Below are 20,500 nucleotides of genomic sequence, written 5' to 3'. Positions count from 1 at the left end.
AAACCATGCAAGGAGTGCATCGATGTTTTCCCTCATCCAGCTCGAGTCCTTCGTCGCCGTCGCCGAGGAACTGCACTTCGGGGCCGCCGCCGCGCGCCTGAACATGACCCAGCCGCCGCTGAGCCGGCAGATCCAGCTGCTCGAACGCGAACTCAACGCCCAGCTGTTCCTGCGCAGCAGCAGGAGGGTCGAGCTGACCGAGGCCGGACAGACGCTGCTGCCGAGCGCCCGCAGGATCCTGGACATGTGCCGCAAGACGGACCTCGACGTGCGGCGCGTCGCCACCGGCGACGCCGGTTCCATCGTCATCGGCTACACGGCGATCGCGGGCCAGTCAGAGCTCCCCGCGATCCTGCGGCTCGCCCGCGAGCACATGCCGGGCGTGTCCCTGGTGCTGCGGGAGGCGGTCTCCACGGACCAGCTCGACATGTTGGCCACCGGCGCAATCGACGTCGGGCTGCTGCGGCCCATCGTCTCGCGGTCCGGCCTGGTGACCCGGCCGCTGCTCGAGGACCGGCTGGTGGTGGCCCTGCCGGCGGGGCACGAGCTGCTGACCGGCAGGGGCGTGTTGCTGCGCCAGCTCGACGGGCTCCCGCTGATGATGTACTCCAGCGCGGAGGCGCGGTACTTCCACGACCTGGTGACCCGGCTCTTCGACAGCGCCGGCGCGCACGCGAACGTCACCCAGTTCGCCAGCCAGGTGCCGGCCCTGCTGGCCTTCGTCGCGGCCGGGCTCGGCGTCAGCCTGGTCCCGGCCTCGACCATGGAGTGGGCGTCGCCCGGCGTGGGTTTCGAGGAGCTCGCCGGCCCGGCGGGGCTCGCGGACCTGAACCACGCGGACCTGCACATCGCGTGGAACGAGGCGTCGATGAACCGCGCCGTGGCGAAGCTGCTGCCGCTGGTGCTGGCCGGGCACGGGGACGGCGCGGACGCCACGGGCGGGGACGCCCCCGACGCAGGTCGCGACACGGAGGCCGGTACCGGTGCGGATGGGGGCTCCGCGACCGACGCGGGTTCCGGGACGGGGGCGGAAGGGGGCTCCGCGACGGACGCGGGTCCCGGGACCGGGACCGGGGCAGGTCCCGGCTCGGGGGGCGGCTAGGTTTTCGCGGCGGAGCGCTTCCGCGCCGCGCGCTCCTGCTGCTCGTCGTCGCGTCCCGTCCAGATCTTGACGACGGCCCACGCGACGGCGGTCAGCGGCACGGCCAGCACCGCGCCGACCAGGCCGCCGAGCACGGTGCCGATGGTCAGCGCGAGCAGGATGACGAGGGCATGCAGGTTCAGGGCCTGGGCCATCACCACGGGCTGCAGGAAGTTGCCCTCCAACTGGTTGACGAGGATGACGACGCCCAGGACGATCAGCGCCACCACGGGGCCGTTCGCGACAAGCGCGACGAGGGTGGCCAGGATGCCCGCGAAGGTCGCGCCGACCAGGGGGATGAACGAGGTGATGAAGACGATGACGGCCAGGGGCAGCGCCAGCGGGACCTGCAGGATCCAGAGGGCGACGCCAATGGCGACGGCGTCCACGAGGGCGATGGTCGCGGTCCCGCGGATGTAGCCGCCGAGGGTCTCGACGGTCCGGGTTCCCGAGCTGCGCCACCTCGTTTCGTTGCGCCGCGGAACCCAGCTGAGGAAGAACTCCCAGATCCGGTCGCCGTCCTTGAGGAAGAAGAAGAGGATGACCAGCAGCAGGACCAGACCGGTCAGGAAGCTGCCGGCTGCGGAGAGCCCGCTGAGCGCGCCGGCCCCAAACTGGCTGGAGGCCAAGAAATCGGTGGCGGTCTGGATGGCGCTGTCGATCTGTTCCTGCGTGATGGTGACGGGCAGGTTCCGGATCATGCCCTGGGCCTCGTTGAACCCCTCGACGCCCTGCTCGACGAGCGTCGGCCATTCGGCGCGGACGGCGAAGACGATGCCCGTGCCGATGCCCCCGAGCACCACCAGCGAGCCGAGGAACACGGTCCAGGCGGCCAGCAACGGTGACATGAACCGGCGCATGAGCCGCACGAGGGGCCAGAGGGCGCTGGCGAGGATGAGGGCGATGAGCAGCGGCAACACGGCGAGGCTCAGTTGGAGGAGCGCGTAGACGGCCGCCCCGGTGAGGACGATCACCACCAGCAGCTGCGTGGCGCGGGTCCCCGCGCGGCCGAGCGCGTCGCTCCACATGGAGGCGAGCCGCTCGCGTCCGGCGGAGGTGTCGGCGTGTGCCTCGAGGGCCGCGGCGCCGGCCGGGGCGCCGTCGGCCGCGGGGTCGCGGCGGCGGCGCTTGCTGAAGGGGCGGAACGACATGGGACTCCTCTGGCTGGTGGTTCCCCAACTCTAGTTGAGCCGCGGGGAGGCCCGGCGCGGGCTAACCCCGCGGCGGCGTCCGCCGATAGTCGCGATCGGGCGCCGGCGCACCGGGCCGGCGGACTTCCCGCCCGCGACACAGGAGCACCGACCGACCATGCACCACGCCACCACCCGCGGACGTCCCCCGCTCCGCCGTCTGGGAGCGGCCTGCGCCGCCGCCCTCCTCGTCCCGGCGCTCTTGGCCGGGCCCGTGTCCGCCGCACCGTTCGTGTCCCCGCCCGCCGCGCCGCCGGCCCCGACATCCGTTGCCGGGTCCCTCCCCGCGGCGGCGACGGCCTCGAAGCTGCGCAAGACGACGACGCGGCTCAATCTGCGCCGCGGCGCGACGACGGGCTCGCCGGTCCTCGTCACCCTGCCGCGGGGCGCGATCGTCACGTTGACGGCCACCCGGTCCGGCTGGCACCGCGCCACGTTCCGCGGCAAGACCGGCTGGTTCTCGTCGAAGTACAGCACGGTCGTCGCCGACCGGCCCGGCCGGGAGATCTACATCGACGGCGCCTACACGAGCAACCGGGCGGGCCTCGCGGACCGCTACTGGACGCGGCTCGCCGGCGCCGACGTCTTCGAGAGCACGGGAGGGCGGGTCCGGGTGGGCGACCTGCCCCGCAACTCGGTCGTCTACCGCGACCTCGCCCGCGAGCGGCAGGCCGGCGGCGTCCGCGGCTGGGTGTTCGTGCGGACGCAGGGCATCGCTGGCTGGATGAGGAACTCCACGCTGCAGCGCAAGTCCACGGCTCCGGCGTCGTCGGCCGCGTACACCCGCGCCAAGGTGCGGTCCCAGAGCAACGGCCGGCTGCCTGCGGCCGCGCTGGTCGCCATCCCGTGGGATCGGGAACGGACGCTCATCGCCGCCCCGGCCCTGCGCGACCTGACCCGCCTGAACACGGCCTTCAGGCGCGCCTTCGGCCGCAACCTGGACGTCGACCTGGCCTACCGGACGCTCGACACGCAGCGCTACCTCTACCGCGAACTCGGCCCGTACATCGCGGCCCGGCCGGGCACCTCCAACCACGGCTGGGGCCTGGCGGTCGACTTTCCCGAGACCAGGGACTACGGCTTCTCCGGCAAGTACTACACGTGGCTGAAGGCGAACTCGAAGAGGTACAACTGGGTGCACCACCGCTATCTCGAGCAGGGCAGCCCCTACGCGGAGGCGTGGCACTTCGAGTACGTGGGCCGCTGAGGCGGCGGCTCAGGACGGTGGCGGGTCGTCCTCGTCCAGGAGCAACGGGGCCAGGGGCACCACAACCACGGCCCGGTGCTGACGGTGCGCGAGGCGCATGGCGACGGATCCATTGATGAGTTCGCGGAGCGTCTCGCGCGTGGTCGAGCCCCGGGTGCCGACGATGATGAGTTCGGCGTCCACCCGCTCCGCCACCCGGGCCAAGGCCGCAGCCGGCTCCCCCGCCTCGATGTGGGAGCTCCAGGGCACCGGCCGGTCGCCGACCTGCAGGTCGATCCGCCGCGCGAGCCCCGGATCGAACTCGTCCGGCGCGTCGCCGACGCTGTCGGCGTCGACCGGAAGGGAACGCCGCGCGAGTGGGTCGCCGTCGGGTGCGGCGTCGACCGGGTAGCGGGTTTGGTTGACCTGCACGAAGTGCAGGTGCGCGCCGAAGCGCTCGGCCACCCGGATGGCCTCCTCCGCGACGGCGTCCGGCTGGCCCGGGAAAACGCCCGCCACGAGGGTGGGCCGCCCCTTCGTCATGACGTTGCCCTTCGTCTCTCCCCCCACGGGTTCGGTGGCGCGGACGGCGCGGCGCCCGCCCCTCCGCCCGGTGCTCAGCCCAGTATGCGCCCGGGAGGGCCGTCGCCGAAAGACCCCGGCGGACCGGACGGGTAGCCTAGGCGCATGAGCGATGCGGATGACGTGGCGGGGCGCTTCTGGGGAGACGACGAGAGGCCGGGCCACCCGTGGCTGCGGTTCTCCGAGGACGGGCGCGTGCACGGTTCGGACGGATGCAACATGCTGTCGGGGCCGTGGCGGTCCGTGGGCGACGCCGTCGAGGTCGGTCCGATGATGACGACGCGCCGCTATTGCGAGGGCGTCGACACCTGGCTCTCCGGCGTCGAATCCGTGCGGGTGGACGGCGGGGAGCTCCTGGCCTTCGGCGCCGACGGCGCGCGGATCGGCGCCCTGCGCGCGTCCGCGCCGTCCTGACCCGGGGCGACGGCGGAGGGCCGGCGTCCCCGAGCGGGAGCCGGCCCTGCGCCGTCGTGTGGGTGCCGCGCGGTGGCGCGGCGGGGTGCGTCAGTCGGCGATGTACATGAGGCGCTTGTTGACGAACTCGTCCATGCCCAGCGGGCCGAGCTCGCGGCCGAAGCCGGAGCGCTTGACGCCGCCGAAGGGCAGCTCGGCGGACTCGCCGGCCGGGACGTTGACGTTGGACATGCCGACCTCGAGGCCCTCGGCGATCCTGCGCGCGCGCTCGGGGTCGGTGCTGAAGACCGCCCCGCCGAGCCCGTACTGGGTGTCGTTGGCCAGGGCCAGCGCCTCCTCGTCGCTCGAGACCTTGTAGACCACCGCGACGGGGCCGAAAAGCTCCTCCGCGTAGGCGCGCATCTCCTGCGTGATGCCCGTGAGGACGGCCGGTTCCAGGTAGGCGCCGGGGCCCTCGAGCAGGCGTCCGCCGGCGTGGAGGGTCGCGCCCTTGTCCACGGCGTCCTGGACCTGCTCGGCGAGGCCCTCGGCGGCGGCGCGGGACGACAGCGGGGCGAACGTCCCCTCCGCCTCCTCGGCCGGGTTCCCCGGGCGGAGGCCCTTCGCCTGGCTGGTCAGCTCGGCGACGAAGTCGTCGAAGATATCCTCCATGACGATCATGCGCTTGTTGGAGTTGCAGGCCTGCCCGGTGTTCTCGATGCGGGTCTGCCACGCCAGCTCCGCGGCGGCCTTCACGTCGTCGGTGTCCAGCACCACGTACGGGTCGGACCCGCCGAGTTCCAGCACGGCCTTCTTCAGGTTCTTCCCGGCGAGCTCGCCGATGATCGCGCCGGCGCGCTCGGAACCGGTCAGCGAGACGCCTTGGATGCGCGGATCGGCGATGATGTCCGCGATCTGCGCGTGGCTCGCGAAGACGTTGACGAACGCGCCCTTCGGCAGGCCGGCGTCGTCCATGATCTTCTGGATGGCCAGCGCCGACCGCGGGCAGGACTCGGCGTGCTTGAGCACGATCGTGTTGCCCAGCATCAGGTTCGGCGCCGCGAAGCGCGCGACCTGGTAATAGGGGTAGTTCCACGGCATGACGCCGAGGAGGGGGCCGACCGGCAGCTTCTGCACGACAGCTTGGGCCCCCCCGAACGTCTTGATCGGCTGGTCCGCGGCCAGGCCCGGGCCTTCCGTGGCGAAGTAGTTGAAAATGTCCGTGCAGAACTCTGCCTCGCCCTTGGACTGCGAGAGCGGCTTGCCCATCTCCTCGGTGATGGTGGCGGCGAGCTCGTCGGCGCGCTCGGAGAAGAGCTCGGCGATGCGGGAGACGACCTTGGCCCGCTCCTCGATCGGCACGTCCTTCCAGGATCGGTAGGCGTCGTGCGCGGCGGTGAGGGCTTCTTGGACCTCCGCGTCCGTGGCCGTCGGGAAGGTCTCCACGACCTCGCCGGTGGCGGGATTCAGGACACGGTAGCCGGGTTCAGCGGACGAATGGGCGGTGGCGGTCACAGCCGGACTCCTATCTGGTAAACCTCGCGGCGGAACGGATGAAAAGCCGCGGTACTTGCCATCATGTCGTGAAAGGACTGATTTGTGAATCCGCTCACGCACGGGGCAGGATATGCGCCCGCGCCACACGGTCTTGCCCGGTCGGCGGGGTGGTGGGACGCTGGCGGCATGCCTTCCGAAGAGGACGTCCGTCGCCTCTGCCTGGCCTACCCGGGCGTCGTCGAGCGCCCGAGTTGGGGGCGTCCCGCGTGGTTCGCGCGGACGCTGATGGCCAGGATGTGGGACGACGGCGTGCTCACGGTCAAGACGGACGAGCGGGAGGCCCTGGCCGCCGCCGGGCCGGACACCTACTTCTGGACACCCCACCACGAACGGTCCCCCGGGTTGCTGCTGGTGCGGCTGGACCGGGTGGATCCGGGGGAACTGGCGGAGCTCCTCGACGAGTCCCACCGCCTCGCGGGTCCGGCGCGGAGGGCTCCCGGGGCGGGCCCGGCGTAGGCGGCGCATGGCGTAGGCAGCGCCGGGGCGGGCCGCGCCGCAGCGGTCGGAGGCGGTCAGAAGCGCGAGGAGCTGCCGGAACCGGAGAAGCTGCCGCCGCTGGCTCCGTACCCGGTGGACCCGCCGCTTGCCGCGGACCGGTCGGACGTCACCTCGTTCTGGCCGGCCGAATAGCCGGACTGGAAGGACAGCAGGGTGAAGTAGTGGTGGGCCGGATAGGCCGCGTCGAGGATGCCCACGCCGCGCGGTCGCGGGGCGGAGGACTCCTGCCGCGCCTTCTCCATCTGCCGCCGCATCGTCTGCGCCTCGTCCGACGATTTCGCGAAGGCGTCGATCACCGTCTCCGCGTGCCGCCCGAGCAGCTCGGAGAACCCGTCGCGCGCCGCCTTGAGGCTGTCCAGCGCCTGGTCGGGGGTCAGTGAGCCGTCCCCGAGGGCCGCGCCCCAGCTCTCCAGGTTCCGCCGTGCCGCGTCGCGGTAGGCCAGGAGCGCAGTCCCGGTGGAAGAATCGCGGAGCGCATCAGCGCCGCCGGGCGCCTCGTCGAGGCCGTCGAGGTCGCGGCGGAAACCCTCGGTCTGCCGGTCCCAGGCCTCGGCCCACCGGGCGGCGCGGTTGAGGAGGTCGTTGGAGTCCGCGATGACGTCGTCGAGCGCGTCGAGCCGCACGGCATCGTCCGCGTAGCGTTCCGCGTCGAGGACCGCGGCCTTGGTCGACCGCTGTTTCCTGGTGGTCGCCTCCAGACCGGCCTTCAGGTCGTGGAGCTCCCCAAAGGCGCTCCTGAAGTTCCGGTACCGCTCCAGGACCAGGGCGCCGTACTTGGAGTCGGCGGGGATCGTGTTGGCGTTGAGCTCGGTCACGTCGAGATCCATGGTCACGTTGCTGTAGCTCGTGGTGCCGCGCTCCAGCGCCGCGGCAAAGCGGGCGCGGTTGCGTGCGCGGGTCCAGACGTAGCCCGCGGCCGCGCCGCCGCCGACCAGGACCGCCGCGCCGCCGAGCACGTAGGTGAGCGGGGAGCGGTACCACGGCCTGTTCATGACCGCGGCCGCGGATTCGACGCCGCGGATCGCGGCATCGGTCCACTGGGCGTCGCGGAGCAGGTCGTAGGTCGATTCCTGGATGTCGGTGCGCTGCTCCGGGGAGACCTTGCGGTCCTCGCCCATGTACGTGCCCACGTGGCGGCCGTCCGGGTCGAAGGCGAAGAGGAAGAGTCCGTCGGCCCACTTCTGGCCGTCGGCGCTGATCCACTCGGGATGCTGATCGCGGGCGAACGCGAGCACGCGTTCGTTGAAGTTGTCCTCGGCGCCGCCGCGTTCCGTGAAGACCGCGACCTTGGTGGGTTCGTGGAAGTCGATGGCCTCCAGAGCCGGCAGCAGCGTGTTCCGGTCGAGGACGCCGGCGGTGTCCTCGACGACGATCTCGGTGGGCCCGTCGGCCAGCGCGGCCGGGGCCGGGCCCAGCGCGCCGAGCAGCAGCAGCAATCCGGCGGCCGCCGCGCGCCACAGGGCGGGGCGGCGGCGTCCGGAGGCCGCGGCGCGGCGGGGTCTGGAGGCCGCCGGGCCGCCGGTCCGCGGATCGCCGCCGCGCGTCGTCGGACGGCGTGCCGGGGCGCCGCTCATCCTCAAGCCGCGTGCCTCAGTGGGGCGGGCTCTGTCCATGTGGTCCGTCATGGTGCGTGTCGTCACGGTTCCCCCTCTGCCGAGCCAGCCGGCTCGGGGCCGGCGGTGCGGCCGGCGATGGTTGGGCTGGACGGTCGCGCCGCGGCGCGGTGCGGCACGACCGGTTGGCGGTGGCTACGCCTCGGCGACGCCGCGCCAGAGGTCGATGCCGGTCTCGCCCGACGTGATGCGGTCGATCAACCGGAGCTCGTCCTCGGTGAAGGCCGTGTTGGACAGGGCGCCGAGATTCTCATCCAGCTGCGCCGTGGAGGACGCGCCCAGCAGCACCGAGGTGACGCCTCCCTCGCGCAGTAGCCACGCGATGGCCAGCTGCGCGAGGCTCTGTCCGCGCATCTTCGCCACGCGCGCCAGGTCGCGCGCCTTCTGCAGGTTCTCCTCGGTCAGGTGGCCCTCGAGCGAGGTGCGTCCGCCCCCCGGCACCGCGTCCTGGTTGTCGAGGTACTTATCTGTCAGCAGCCCCTGCGCGAGCGGGGTGAAGGCGATGGAACCCATGCCGCTGCCCGCGAGCATCTCGAGCAGGCCATCCTCGACCCAGCGGTTGAGCATCGAGTAGGACGGCTGGTGGATCACCAGCGGCGTGCCCAGTTCGCGGGCGACCTGCACGGCGGCTCGGGTCCGCTCGGGTGAATAGGAGGAGATGCCGACGTAGAGGGCCTTCCCCTGCCGGACCAGCCGATCGAGCGCGTCGACCGTCTCCTCGATGGGGGTGTCGGGATCCGGGCGGTGGGAGTAGAAGATGTCCACGTAGTCCAGGCCCATGCGCCGCAGCGACTCGTCGGCCGAGGCGACGATGTACTTGCGCGACCCGAGCCTCCCGTACGGGCCCGGCCACATGTCCCAGCCCGCTTTCGACGAGATGATCAGCTCGTTGCGGTACGGCTTGAAATCCGTGCGCATCATGCGGCCGAAGTTCTCCTCGGCGGAGCCGTAGGGCGGGCCGTAGTTGTTGGCCAGATCGAAGTGCGTGATGCCTTGGTCGAACGCGTGGCGCAGGATCTCCCGCTGGGTATCGAAGGGACGGTTGTCCCCGAAGTTCCACCACAGTCCCAGGCTGACGGGCGGGAGCATCAGGCCGGACGCGCCGACCCGCCGGTAGCCGAAGTGGTCGTACCGGTCCTCGGCCGCGACGAACGGCCGGTGGGTCTCGGGAACGCGGTCGTAACGGACGTCTTCTGACATGGGAGCCTCCGGATCGGGTGCGGGTGTCTAGGAGCCATGCTACGCGCCGGGTCGGGCGGCGAGGCGTCAGGGGCAGGGCTTCCAGCTCTTTCCGCCCGGGGCGTAGCAGCGGGGCCCGTTGTAGCCCGGGTAGGGGTTCGACGCCGCCGGGGGACTCGGCTTCTTGGGCGGGGCCTGCCGGGGCCGGGCCGCCTCCCTGGCCGCAGCGGCCTGCTGGGCGGCCCTGGCTGCCGCGGCCTGCTCCGCGGCGGCCCGCTGGTTGGCCGCGCGGATGGCGGCCGCCTTTTCCGCGGCAGCGCGTGCGGCGGCGGCCCTCTGTGCCGCGGCGGCTTTCTCCGCGGCGGCGCGTGCGGCCGCGGCCTTCTGTGCCGCGGCCCGCTCGGCGGCGGCCTTCTTGGCCGCGGCCTTGCGCTGAGCGGCCTCCGCCTTCAGAGACGACTCGGCCTTCGCCAGACGCCGGTGCTCGGCGGTGCCCGCGGCGATGGCGGTGGTGAGGACGGCCGATTGGGAAGCCAGGTCCGCCGGGCCATAGGCGGCCCGGAAGACGGTCCCACCGGACAGCGCTGCGCCCTTCACCGCTCCGTGGAGGGACTTCGCCGCTGCCAGGGCGGCCGCCGCGGCGGCTACCCCCTCCGCCGCCCCGGCCACGTCCGTGGGCGCCACGGCCGCCAGCTCTTCGAGCGACCGGGCGGCCGTGCCCACCGCAGCGGGCAGGGTGCATTCGACGGCCGGGTCGTAGAAACCGGCGCCGGCGGACTTGGCCCGGGCTTGCGCGCTCAGGACCTCGTCGTGGAACCGGCTGTTCGGCTGGTAGAGCACGGCGACACCGAGGCCGGCGGCAGCAATGTCGGCGTTGACGAGCGTGCCGGATTCGAAGACACCGGCCAGGGTCCGTCCGTAGCGATCCGTGCGCTCGACGTCGTACTCGAGAGTCACCGTGGAACCGGCGGGCAGCCGGTCCTCCAAGTAGGCGGACGCCTCGGGTCCCAGGCATTCCACCGGCGCGTTGGGGTCCTTGGTTTCCGGCGTGTCGATGTTGAGCAAACGCACGGTGGTCTCGGTCCCGCCGACCGAGGCGACGAGCGTGTCGCCGTCGATGACCCGGACGACCGTTGCGCGGTCCCCGTCGCCGGACGTGGCCATTGCGATCCCGCCTGCGGCCGTCCCGACCACGAGGGCCCCCACGACTCCCGCGGCGATCTTGCCGCCGGCGCTGGCCCCCTGAAATGCCGAAATCAAACCCACGGTATTGCCCCCAAGATGAAGTGTGCGGATGTTGGCCTTAAGCTACCCCACCGGACCGACACGTCGGCACCGCCCGGCGGGGGAACGTGCCCGCGCGCCGCGGTCCGCGTCATGTCCACCCCAGCCGACCGAGGACCTCGGCCGCCAGGCGGTGGCCCACGACCGGCCCCATGGTCAGCCCCGCGGCGCCGAAGCCCGCGTTCACCCAGACGTGTTCGTCCACCCGGCGCACGACGGGAAGGCCCGCGCCCGCCGCGCCGGCGGCGGGGTCCGCGGACACGGGCCGGATGCCCACGCGCGTCTCCAGGACGGTCGCGTCGGCGAGCCCCGGAGCCAGGGACAGGACGCCGTTGTACAGCATCCGCTGCCCCGCGGCCGTGGCCCGCGCGTCGATCCCGGATCCGGATTCCCGGGTCGCGCCGAAGACCACGCGCGAGTCGTCGAACGCGACCAGGTAGACGTCGGACAGCGGGTGGACGCTCGGCCACCGGGACGTGTCCAGCCCGTCGGCCCGCAGGTGCAGGATCTGGCCGCGCTGGCCGGTGACGCCCACGCGGACGCCAAGGGGCCGCAGCACCGCGTCCGTCCAGGCGCCGGCGGCGACCACCACCGCGTCCGGCTCGATCGACACGCCGTCGGACTCCACGCGGACCCGCCCCGTGTCCCCGGCGCCCGGGACCAGGCGCGCCGGGGCGCCCCGGACCGTGGCGCCGAGATCCGCCGTCGCGCGCAGCAACCCGCGGCGCAGGAGCCGTCCGTCGACCCGCGCCGCCCCGCTGAGATACAGCCCGGCGAGGCCTGGCCGCAGCGGCGGAACGAGGCCGACGGCGCGGTCCCCGTCGACGCGCTCGAGGGTGCCGGCGACGCCCGATCCGGCGATGCGCGGCCGGATCCGGGCCGCCGCTGCGTCCACGACCGCCGCGTCGTCGTTCATGAGGAGCCCGCCGGTGACGCGGTAGCCGACCTCGCGGACGCCGTGCTCGGCCAGTTGCGCCAACAGGCGCGGGTAGTGTTCGGCGCCGTCGGCGTACAGGCGGTAGAACTCGCCGCCGGCGGCCGTGGCCCAGGGCATGATGATGCCGGCCCCGGCCATCGTCGCCGCGCCGGGCGCGCCCGCGTCGATGACGGTGACGCGGGCGCCCGCGCTGGCGAGCGAGAAGGCGGTGGAGGCGCCGGCGACCCCGGATCCGATCACGGCGACGTGCGGCGCGAAGGCTGTCCCGGATCCCATGGCTTCAGGTTAGCCGTCGCGTCGGCCCACGCGAGGAAGCACCGGCCGTAGCGGACAAGAGGCGTCAAACCGCTACGATCGGTGCTCCCGGTCACTCGCACCTTGAGAAGGCGCTTTCAGATTAGGGCGGCTTCCTTGGAGTCCGCTGTGCGCCGGGTGGGAGTCCCGTGGACGGGTTCTGCGCCCAGCCCCCGCGGCCCGCGCGTCTAGTAGTTCGACGGCGGGTCGGAGGCGGGGAACGACTCGTCCTCCCACTCCTCGACCAGCTCCTCGTCGTGGTCGTGGCGCAGGTCCGCAGCGGCCTTCGCCGCGGCGGCCGCGGATACCGGGGGCTCGTCTCCGGGGTTGATCCCGCCGGCGACCGGCGTGGGGAGGTCCTCGGCGGGGGTCCCGCGGACGGTGTCGTTCATGGCGTTCTCCTGACGTCGCGCTGCCGATGCCACCAGTCTCCCGCCGCCCGGGGCGGCTGTCGAGGGGACGCGGCGGGGAGGCCGTTAAATGAGACGAGCACCGACCGGACGGCAGTTGGGGGGATAGCCGTGGTTCCGGTCGGTGCTCTCATCACTCGCACCTTCATGAGGTAGTTATTACTGTAGGAACCAAAGCTTGGCGTTAGCTGGCAAATGAGTCAGAACGACGTGTGAATCCCCGGACCTTCTTCGCGCCGGCGCAAGATCAGCGCGTCGCCCTGGCCGCCTCCGCCACACAGGGCGACGACGCCGATGCCACCCCCGCCGCGGCGCAGCGCCAGCGCCTGGTGCAGGGCCAGCCGCGCGCCGGAGGCGCCCACCGGGTGGCCCAGCGCGATCGCCCCGCCCTCGCGGTTGATCGCCGCCGGATCCACCCCGAGGTCCCCGGCGGACTGGAGCACCACCGAGGCGAAGGCCTCGTTGATCTCCAGCAGGTCCAGGTCGGCGACGGCCAGCCCCTCCCGGGCGAGCGCCGCCAGGATCGCGTCGCTCGGCTGGGAGTGCAGGGACCCGTCCGGCCCGGCCGTCTGGCCGTGCGCACCGATCTCGCAGAGCCACTCCAGCCCCGCCTCCTCGGCGGCGGCCTTCGACGCCACCACGACGGCGGCCGCGCCGTCGGAGAGCTGCGAGCTGGACCCCGCGGTGATGGTCGCGTCCGCTTCCCGCGAGAAGGCGGGCTTCAGCGCGGCCAGGCCCTCCGCCGTCGTGCCCGGGCGGACGCCCTCGTCGTCGGCGACCAGGACGGGTCCGCCGCGCCGCTGCGGCACTTCGATGGGGGCGATCTCCTCGGCCAGGACATCCCGGGCCGCGTCGGCGCGCTGGTGGGACCGGGCGGCGAGCTCGTCCTGGGCCGCGCGGCCGATGCCGCGCTCGGCGTTGCCCCGATCCGTGGTGCCGCCCATCAGTTCGCCGCTCACCGGATCCTGCAGCCCGTCGTGGTTCAGCGCGTCCTGCATCGGGGCGTCCCCCAGTGCGACGCCGGCGCGCAGCCCCTTCACCAGGTGCGGCGCGTTGGTCATCGACTCCATGCCCGCGGCGACGATGAAGTCCGCCTCGCCGGCGCGGATCATCCGCGCGGCGTCGATGACCGCGGTCAGCCCGGAGAGGCACAGCTTGTTGATGGTCACCGTCGGGACGTCCCAGCCGATGCCGGCGCCGAGGGCCGCCTGCCGCGCGGGCCCTTGGCCGGATCCGGCGAGGATGACCTGGCCGACGATGACGTGTCCGACGCGTTCCGGCCCGACGCCGGAGCGCTCCAGGGCGTGGCGGATCGCGTGGCTGCCGAGCTGCGTCGCGGTCAGCGGAGCCAGGGCCCCGCGGAACCTGCCGAACGGCGTGCGCGCGCCGGAGAGGATGACGGGGGTGTTGTCTCGCATGGTGTTCCCTTCGCTCAGCGGTTGAAGGCGGACAAACCGGTGATGGACCGTCCGATGATCAGCGCCTGGACCGTCTCGGTGCCCTCGTAGGTGTGGATCGCCTCGATGTCGGCGATGTGGCGGGCGATCCGGTTCCGCAGCAGGATCCCGTTGCCGCCGAGCAGGTCGCGGGCGTTGGCGGCGATTTGGCGGGCGGTCCGGGTGCACGTGTACTTGGCGAGCGAGGCCTGCACGGGGCTGAGCTCGGAGCGCTCCTCGAGCCGCGTCATCTGCAGAACCATCAGCTGCATGGTCGCGAGTTCGGAGTGCATCCGCGCCAGCCGCTCCTGGACGATTTGCGAGGCCGCGAGCGGGCGGCCGAACTGCGTGCGCTGCGCCGCGTACTGCACGGCCGTCTCGTAGCAGGCGGTCGCGTGCCCGACGGCGGACCACGCGACACCGAGGCGCGTGGCGAACAGGACCTGTGCGGCGTCCTTGAACGAGCGGGCGCCCGGCATGACGTTGGCGTCCGGCACGAAGACGTCGTCCAGGCGGATGTGGGCCTGCCAGATCGCGCGGAGGCTGAGCTTGCCCTCGATCGTGGTGCCCGTGTAGCCCTCCGACTCCTGCGGGACGATGAAGCCGCGGACGTCCCCCTCATCGTCGCGCGCCCAGACGATCGTGACGCCCCCGGTGGAGCCGTTGCCGATCCACTTCTTCTCGCCGCTGATCTGGTAGCCGCCCGCGACGCGCGTCGCGCGGGTCTCCAGCGAGACGGAGTCGGAGCCGTGGGTCGGTTCCGTCAGCGCGAACGCCCCCAGCACCTGCGCCGTCGCGAGCCTCGGGACCCATTCGGCGATCTGCTCGGGGGAGCCGCAGAGAGCGACCGAGCGCAGCGCCAAGCCCGCCTGGACGGCCCCGATGGTGCCCACCGAGCCGTCGCCGCGGGAGAGCTCCATGTTGACGAGCCCCGCGGCCAGGGTGCTCATGGCGGGGTAGCCGTCCACGTCGACGCCGTCGCGCAGGAGGTCCAGCTCCCCGAGGCGGGTCGCCAGGTGGAAGGGGTAGTCCGCGGCGTCCCAGTACCTGTCGATGACCGGTCGCACCTCCTTCAGGGAGAAGGCCCGCGCGCGGTCCCAGTACGCGCGGTCCGCGGCCGGGATGTCGCGGAAGAGCCCGGCGGGATCGACGTCGACCTCACCCCAGAGCTCGTAGTCGGGCTCGACGACGCCGCCGGGGAAACGATCCTCGGGTGCGGGTGCGTCCCGGCCCGCCTCGGCGGCGGGGGAGGCGGAGGTGGTGGTGTCGTGCGCGGTCATGGGGGTCCTTCGGGCTGGCCGGCACGTCGGCGCGGCGGGCGCGGCGGCGTGCCGGGGTCGGCGGTCGTCTGCCCTCAGGATGCTTGAAACTGAAGTTCACGTCAAGGTACTGAGTTTCAACGCGTGCCGACCGGCCCCGGCGTGCCTACCGGTTCCCGCCGTGCCTGCGGGTGTCCGGCGCGCCTACCGGTGCTCGAGCGCGCCGCGCACGGCCGCGAGCACCGCCTCCGTGCCGGCCGAGGGGTCCAGCACCGCCACCACGACGTCGGGGCGCCGTCCCCGCGGCCCGTCGGCGCCGGGGTCGGGCGCGAGCCCGTCGGCCGCGCCGTCGCCCTCCACGCCGCGCGCCCCCGGCCGGCCGGCCGGGCCCCCGAAGCGCGGCGCGAAGAGGTGCGCGAGTGCCCGGAGCTCCGCGGCCAACTCGGCGCGGATGGAATCGGCGGGCGAGCGCAGCCAGCTGCGCAGATAGGCGTTGTGCACCGCGACCACGGCGGCGGCGAAGGCGACGGACGCGATCCGCGCGCCGCCGTCGCCGTCCGCGGCCCGCGGGCCGAAGGCCGCGTCGAGGCCGCGCCGGAACGCGTCCTCGTAGCGGTGCGTGCTCACAAGCTCGCGGTCGCGCAGCGCGAGGACCTCTTGCAGGAGGCGGTGCCGCAGCAGGGAGGCGTCCGGGCGCGCGGTGTGGTGGTCGAACACGGCGAGCGCGGCGTCGACCACCGCGCCCGGGGGATCCCGGCGGCCCCGCTCCAGCACCCGGCGGACCGTGTCCATGATGGCCTCCATGTCCGCGAAGACCATGTCCTCCTTCGAGCCGAAGCGGCGGAAGAAGGTGCTCCGGCTCATCCCGGCGGCGGCCGCCAGCTGGTCGACGCTGGTCGCGTCGAAGCCCTGTTCGACCAAGAGTCTCAGGGCGGCGTCGGGGATCGCGGAGGTCGGCGTCATGCCGGTGAATGTAGCACGCGCCCCTAGTGGCGCCGGGACCTGCTGGCCTCCACGGCTTCCGCCAGCTCCGCGAGGCGGTGGGCCCGGGCAGACTCGGCGGGGGTAAACGGCTCGCCCGGCCGGTACGCCCACAGTGGCGTTCCGGAGGACGTCGGCAGCCGCAGCACGGTCCCCGGGGCCGCGTCTGTCGGCGGCAGGTGGACCGGCGCGGCGTCCGCGTCGGGCCCGCCCGTCCGGGAGACGTTGACCGCGGTACCGGAGTGGTGGATGGTCGCCCCGAGCAGCTCGGACAGCGCCTCGGGGAGGGACTCGGGCTCGGCCGCGACCCGGGCGGCCAGGCTGAGGCTGCGGGTCTGCGCGTCGGCCAGCGCCATCGGGGTCGTCGGCCACGCCGCGCGGTCGTGGGCACCGGCAATCCGCAGCGACTCCAGCAGGTCCGCCTCCACCAGACTCGCCGGCGCCGAGACGACCAGCTCGTCGAGCACGGCACCCGTCGCGTCGCCGAGCGGGTGCACGTGGATCGCCAAGATGTTGGCGCCGACCACGGCGAGCTCGTGGGTGACCCGCTCCAACGAGCCGGCCCGGTCGCTCACGCTGAAGCGCAGCCGCCAGAGCGCCTGCGCCTGGTCCATCTCGGCCCGGCGTCGCAGCTGCGGCGCGTGCAGGAAACCGCGCAGGAACCGCGCGGCCGAGGGCTCGGCGACCCAGATCGCCAGGGTGGTGGCGACGACCGTCAGCAGGAGGACCTTCAGGACCAGCGGAAGCTCCAGCTGCACGACGGCGGCGTGTACCGCCAGCTCCAGCGGCAGGATGGCCAGGACCAGGGCCATGGTGCGGCGGAAGCGTGCCGGCTCCGGCGGCTGGCCGCAGTCGGGGCACGCGAGCGGGTGCCGCTCGTGCCGGGAGCTGCCGCCGGACGACAGGCGCCGGGCGCCGGTGAGCCTCTTCATGGGAACAGCATCGCGCGCGCGTGTCACGGCGGTGTTGCGGGGGAGTCACGTTCGTGTGCCGGGTCCGGGGCGGGCCGCGGCCGGGGTCCGGGAAGGGCCGCGGCCGGTGCCGCGCGGCAATGCCCGCCGGTCCGCGCTCGGCGGTGGCGGGGCAGTGCCTCGGCCCGCGCGCGGCTACGCCTGCCGGTCTGTGGACGGTTTCCGGGTCCGGCCCTCGGGCGCCTCCGCGGGCGGGGCCTCGGGACGCGGTTTGCGGAAGAACAGCGTGACGACCGCCGCGGCCAGCGCGACCAGTCCCGGCAGGAGCAGCGACTGGCCCAGGGCCGCGCTGAACGCGGCGTGGAGCGCGTCGGGGACGGCCTGGCCCATCGCCGCCTCGCCCGCGGGCGCGGAGTCCGCGCCCGGCGCCGCGCCAACCGCCGCGGCCCGGCCCTCGGCCGCGATGCGCGACTCCATGAGCGCTGCGATCAGCGCGGATCCAAGCACCGCGCCGACCTGGCGGGTCGTGTTGTAGACGCCCGACCCGGCCCCGGCCTCCGCGTGCCCCAGGTCCCGGGTCGCGGTCATGGAGACAGCGGGCCAGACGCAGGCGCTGCCCAGCCCCATGGCGACCGGTGGGACGAGTAGCAGCCAGAACGGGACGTCGGGGGTCAGCAGCAGCCCGTAGGCCACGATCGCCCCGCCGAAGAGGGCGAACCCGGGGGCCGCCAGGTACTTCGGGTCCACCCGGTTGACCAGCCGCCCGGCCACGGGCGCCAGGACGCCCGCGACGACCGCCATGGGGGCGAGCATCAGCGCCGAGAGCGTCGGGGAGAGGCCGCGGACCGACTGCAGGTAGAGGATCATCGGGAAGCTCATGGCCGTGATGGACAGGCCCATGCCCATGATGGCCACGTTGGCGAGCGAGAAGTTGGCGTTGCGGAACAGACCCAGCGGCAGCAGCGGCTCCTTGCGGTTGAGGCCCTGCCAGAGAAGGAACAGCACGAGCAGGGCGACGCCGCCGCCGATCAGGTGCCACACGGTCAGCCCGCCGGCGATCACGCCCCAGGAGTAGGTGTTGCCCTCCTGGATCCCGAAGACGATCAGGAACATCGCGGCGGCGGACAGGGCCACGCCGAGCAGGTCGAAGCTGCGGCTGTGCCGCGGCAGTTGCGGGACCTTGACCCACACCCGGTAGAAGGCGAAGACCCCGACCGGGATGTTGACGAAGAAGATCCACTCCCATCCGAGGCTGTCCACGAGCAGGCCGCCGGCGATCGGCCCGACGAGCGTCGCGATGCCGGCCACCGCGCCCCACACGCCCATGGCGGCGCCGCGCCGCTGCGCCGGGAACATCCGGGTGATGAACGTCATCGTCTGCGGGGTCATGAGCGCGGCGCCCAGGCCCTGGGCCACGCGCGCGGCGATGAGGGAATCTATGTCGGGCGCCAGCCCGCACCAGAGCGAGGACGCCGTGAAGATCACGAGTCCGGTCAGGTACATGTTCTTGGGCCCGAACCGGTCGCCGAGGCGTCCGGTGATGAGCAGGGGGACGGCGAACGCCAGCAGGTATGCGCTGTTGACCCAGATGACGCCGTTGATGTCGGTGTCCAGGCCGCGCATGATCGCCGGCATCGCGGTGGATACGATCGTCGAATCCACGAGGATCATGAAGAAGCCGATGACCAGCGCCCAGAGCGCCGACCACGACTCCCGGTCCTGGCGGGTCGCGTCGTCGCCCGGGACGCCCGGGGCGGGGGGCTGTTGGGGTGGGGTCACCGGAGAAGCCTACTCCCGCTCCCGGCGGTGGCGCGGGCGTCCCCGTGCGTCCCCGGGCGGTCCGGGCCGGCTAGCGAGTGCGGACCGTGCCGTCGATGCAGGTCACGGCCTGGCCCGCGATCCAGATTCCGCCGGTGTCGGTGCTGATGTCCACGTATCCGGCCCGGCCGAGGCGGGTTCCCTGGCGCACGGTGTACTGCTCCGGGGCCAGGCCGGCGGGGACGAGCCACTGGGCCAGACCCGCGTTGAGGCTGCCCGTCACGGGGTCCTCCGGGAGTCCCTCGCCGGGGCAGAACGCCCGCACCTCGAAGTCCGCGGGAGCGCCGGCGACCGCGGACTGGAAGGCGGCGCCGGCGTCGTCCGCGGTCCTGCCCGGCAGCGGCTCGAGCTCCGCCCGCGCCCCCTTGGGCCGAGGGACCCGGGCGCCGGAGTCATAACGCGCCGCCTCGGTCCCGGGTGCCGTGTGCGCGCCGATGACCCCGACCTCCAGCCCCTCGAGCGCGACGAAGTCCGGCTCCAGCGCCAGCACCGCGTCGGCGTCGCGCAGGAGCAGGCCCGCCCACTGGGGCCCGTTGGCCACCCACTGGTGGTCCAGCACGTCGCCGCGGCGCAGGCCCAGCCCGGCGAGCGCCCATTCCAGGACGTCGTCCTCGAGCGGGCCCGTGCGGACCAGCGGGGGCGCCTTGAGCGCGAGCCGGCGGCCGCCGTCGTCCCCGCCGGCGGCGTCCGTGCGCACCTCGATCAGTCCGGCGCCGCACTCCTGGATCAGCATGCCGGGGCTCGCGGGCCGGCCGCCGGCCTCGAGCCAGGCGTGCGCCGTGCCGAGCGTGGGGTGGCCGGCGAACGGCAATTCGGTGGTCGTGGTGAAGATGCGGACGCGGTAGTCGGCGCCCGGCCGCGTGGGCGGCAGGACGAAGGTCGTCTCCGCGAGGTTGGTCCAGTTCGCGAAGCGGAGCATCTCGGCGTCGGAGAGCCCCTCGCCGTCCAGCACGACGGCGAGCGCGTTGCCCAGGTAAGGGACCGAGGTGAAAACGTCGACCTGCTTGTAGGGGCGGTGCATAAGAGCATCGTGGCACAGGAGGGAGCCCGCGTGGCGCCGCGCGGGGTTCGTGACGCCACTGTTTCGGTTTCGGTTTCGGTTTCGGATCCGGTGCCGGTGGCCCTGGGCCGGGCTACCAGCGGTGGGCGACGTCGATGACGAGGCGCGAGGTCTTCCCCGGCCCCTCGAGGACGAAGGTGCGGAAGGGCAGCCGCGCCCGGACGCCGAGGCCGAACGACGTCTGCCCCTCGAAGCTGCCGAGGAAGGCGATCTGCCGGAAGGTGCGGTAGTCGTCGACGTCGACCACGTGGTAGCGGTCGTCCGGCGTGTACGTGGCCCGGCCGCTGTCGGTGTAGGCGGGAGCGCGGACGATCACCTGCAGGTCCGCCTTGCCCGCGAGCGGGACGTGCCGGCCCTCGCCCTCGGTGTAGACCTTCTTGACGTAGCGGACGTCGTAGCCGCGCACCTTGCCGCGCAGGTCGACGACCATCCGGTCGAAGCAGGCGTGGCGCCCGGCTCGGACGTCGACCACCTTGGCGGTGGAGTATGCGGGTTTGCTGTCCGCCACGGACCCCCACCTGATGCCGCAATAGGGCGCGGCGCCGGCGGGCGAGACGGGGGCCAGCCCCAGCCCCGCCACCAGCAGGGCGCTGACCGCGCCCACCCTCAGTGCTTTCACGTTGACCATCTCCAGATCGGAAGTGTTGGAACGGCACCATAGTGCGCTCGCGCGGGGGCGGAGCGAAAGGGTGCCGCGGGGTTGAGGCGCGAATGTTATGCGTGGTCACGAACGGGGATCGGCCCGGGGGCGTGAGGGGGATAACGGCGGGC

At 73.1% G+C, this 20,500-nt stretch carries 19 protein-coding genes; 4 read left to right on the top strand and 15 right to left on the bottom strand.

What is annotated here, in order from left to right; genetic code table 11:
- The first annotated feature begins 22 nt into the window (after positions 1–22).
- The gene (locus ACETWP_RS14510; protein ID WP_373972977.1) at positions 23–1,102 is read left to right on the top strand and encodes a LysR substrate-binding domain-containing protein; all 1,080 of its coding nucleotides are present in this window, start codon (positions 23–25) and stop codon (positions 1,100–1,102) included.
- On the opposite strand, the gene ACETWP_RS14505 is transcribed toward ACETWP_RS14510, so the two are convergent.
- Positions 1,099–2,292, bottom strand: a complete 1,194-nt coding sequence (locus tag ACETWP_RS14505) for an AI-2E family transporter (RefSeq protein ID WP_373972976.1) — start codon at positions 2,290–2,292, stop codon at positions 1,099–1,101. The two genes, ACETWP_RS14510 and ACETWP_RS14505, sit on opposite strands and share 4 nt — an antisense overlap.
- Positions 2,293–2,449: 157 nt before the next feature.
- Here ACETWP_RS14505 and ACETWP_RS14500 point away from each other — a divergent pair, with 157 nt between their 5' ends.
- Positions 2,450–3,538, top strand: coding sequence for a D-alanyl-D-alanine carboxypeptidase family protein (locus tag ACETWP_RS14500; RefSeq protein ID WP_373972975.1), 1,089 nt, complete (start codon positions 2,450–2,452; stop codon positions 3,536–3,538).
- Between the two features lie 9 nt (positions 3,539–3,547).
- On the opposite strand, the gene ACETWP_RS14495 is transcribed toward ACETWP_RS14500, so the two are convergent.
- The gene (locus ACETWP_RS14495) at positions 3,548–4,060 is read right to left on the bottom strand and encodes a universal stress protein (RefSeq protein ID WP_373972974.1); all 513 of its coding nucleotides are present in this window, start codon (positions 4,058–4,060) and stop codon (positions 3,548–3,550) included.
- Positions 4,061–4,204: 144 nt separating this feature from the next.
- On the opposite strand from ACETWP_RS14495, the gene ACETWP_RS14490 reads away from it, so the two are divergent.
- Complete coding sequence (locus ACETWP_RS14490) at positions 4,205–4,513, top strand: META domain-containing protein (protein ID WP_373972973.1); 309 nt, start codon at positions 4,205–4,207, stop codon at positions 4,511–4,513.
- A 90-nt stretch (positions 4,514–4,603) separates the two neighbouring features.
- On the opposite strand, the gene ACETWP_RS14485 is transcribed toward ACETWP_RS14490, so the two are convergent.
- On the bottom strand, positions 4,604–6,007 hold the full coding sequence (locus tag ACETWP_RS14485; RefSeq protein ID WP_373972972.1) for an NAD-dependent succinate-semialdehyde dehydrogenase: 1,404 nt from the start codon (positions 6,005–6,007) through the stop codon (positions 4,604–4,606).
- Positions 6,008–6,175: 168 nt separating this feature from the next.
- On the opposite strand from ACETWP_RS14485, the gene ACETWP_RS14480 reads away from it, so the two are divergent.
- Positions 6,176–6,505: an MmcQ/YjbR family DNA-binding protein gene (locus ACETWP_RS14480; protein ID WP_373972971.1), complete on the top strand. Its 330-nt coding sequence runs from the start codon at positions 6,176–6,178 to the stop codon at positions 6,503–6,505.
- Between the two features lie 56 nt (positions 6,506–6,561).
- Here the strand turns inward: ACETWP_RS14480 and ACETWP_RS14475 are convergent, their stop codons facing one another.
- From ACETWP_RS14475 to ACETWP_RS14420, 12 genes are all read right to left on the bottom strand, one after another.
- The gene (locus tag ACETWP_RS14475) at positions 6,562–8,121 is read right to left on the bottom strand and encodes a DUF5129 domain-containing protein (protein WP_373973012.1); all 1,560 of its coding nucleotides are present in this window, start codon (positions 8,119–8,121) and stop codon (positions 6,562–6,564) included.
- Between the two features lie 174 nt (positions 8,122–8,295).
- Positions 8,296–9,360: an aldo/keto reductase gene (locus ACETWP_RS14470; protein ID WP_373972970.1), complete on the bottom strand. Its 1,065-nt coding sequence runs from the start codon at positions 9,358–9,360 to the stop codon at positions 8,296–8,298.
- A 66-nt stretch (positions 9,361–9,426) separates the two neighbouring features.
- Positions 9,427–10,605 (bottom strand): thermonuclease family protein, encoded by a 1,179-nt coding sequence (locus ACETWP_RS14465; RefSeq protein ID WP_373972969.1) that lies wholly within the window; start codon positions 10,603–10,605, stop codon positions 9,427–9,429.
- Between the two features lie 109 nt (positions 10,606–10,714).
- Positions 10,715–11,836 carry an NAD(P)/FAD-dependent oxidoreductase gene (locus ACETWP_RS14460; protein ID WP_373972968.1) on the bottom strand — a complete coding sequence of 374 codons (1,122 nt, stop codon included), beginning with the start codon at positions 11,834–11,836 and terminating at the stop codon, positions 10,715–10,717.
- Between the two features lie 206 nt (positions 11,837–12,042).
- The gene (locus ACETWP_RS14455; RefSeq protein ID WP_373972967.1) at positions 12,043–12,246 is read right to left on the bottom strand and encodes a hypothetical protein; all 204 of its coding nucleotides are present in this window, start codon (positions 12,244–12,246) and stop codon (positions 12,043–12,045) included.
- Between the two features lie 218 nt (positions 12,247–12,464).
- Positions 12,465–13,682, bottom strand: coding sequence for an acetyl-CoA C-acyltransferase (locus tag ACETWP_RS14450; RefSeq protein WP_373972966.1), 1,218 nt, complete (start codon positions 13,680–13,682; stop codon positions 12,465–12,467).
- Between the two features lie 14 nt (positions 13,683–13,696).
- Positions 13,697–14,980, bottom strand: coding sequence for an acyl-CoA dehydrogenase family protein (locus tag ACETWP_RS14445; RefSeq protein ID WP_373972965.1), 1,284 nt, complete (start codon positions 14,978–14,980; stop codon positions 13,697–13,699).
- 183 nt (positions 14,981–15,163) lie between these two features.
- Entirely contained in the window at positions 15,164–15,922 is a 759-nt protein-coding gene (locus tag ACETWP_RS14440) for a TetR/AcrR family transcriptional regulator (RefSeq protein ID WP_373972964.1), read from the bottom strand.
- 23 nt (positions 15,923–15,945) lie between these two features.
- Entirely contained in the window at positions 15,946–16,872 is a 927-nt protein-coding gene (locus ACETWP_RS14435; RefSeq protein ID WP_373972963.1) for an ACT domain-containing protein, read from the bottom strand.
- Positions 16,873–17,046: 174 nt separating this feature from the next.
- Entirely contained in the window at positions 17,047–18,630 is a 1,584-nt protein-coding gene (locus tag ACETWP_RS14430) for a DHA2 family efflux MFS transporter permease subunit (RefSeq protein ID WP_373972962.1), read from the bottom strand.
- 70 nt (positions 18,631–18,700) lie between these two features.
- Positions 18,701–19,690: a PhzF family phenazine biosynthesis protein gene (locus ACETWP_RS14425; protein ID WP_373972961.1), complete on the bottom strand. Its 990-nt coding sequence runs from the start codon at positions 19,688–19,690 to the stop codon at positions 18,701–18,703.
- 112 nt (positions 19,691–19,802) lie between these two features.
- The gene (locus ACETWP_RS14420) at positions 19,803–20,357 is read right to left on the bottom strand and encodes an AMIN-like domain-containing (lipo)protein (RefSeq protein ID WP_373972960.1); all 555 of its coding nucleotides are present in this window, start codon (positions 20,355–20,357) and stop codon (positions 19,803–19,805) included.
- Positions 20,358–20,500: the final 143 nt, after the last annotated feature.

The organism is Arthrobacter halodurans (assembly GCF_041877255.1).
Lineage (GTDB): Bacteria > Actinomycetota > Actinomycetes > Actinomycetales > Micrococcaceae > Arthrobacter_N > Arthrobacter_N halodurans.
The sequence above is the reverse complement of the archived record's forward strand: the minus strand, read 5'-3'. Positions and strand labels throughout refer to the sequence as shown.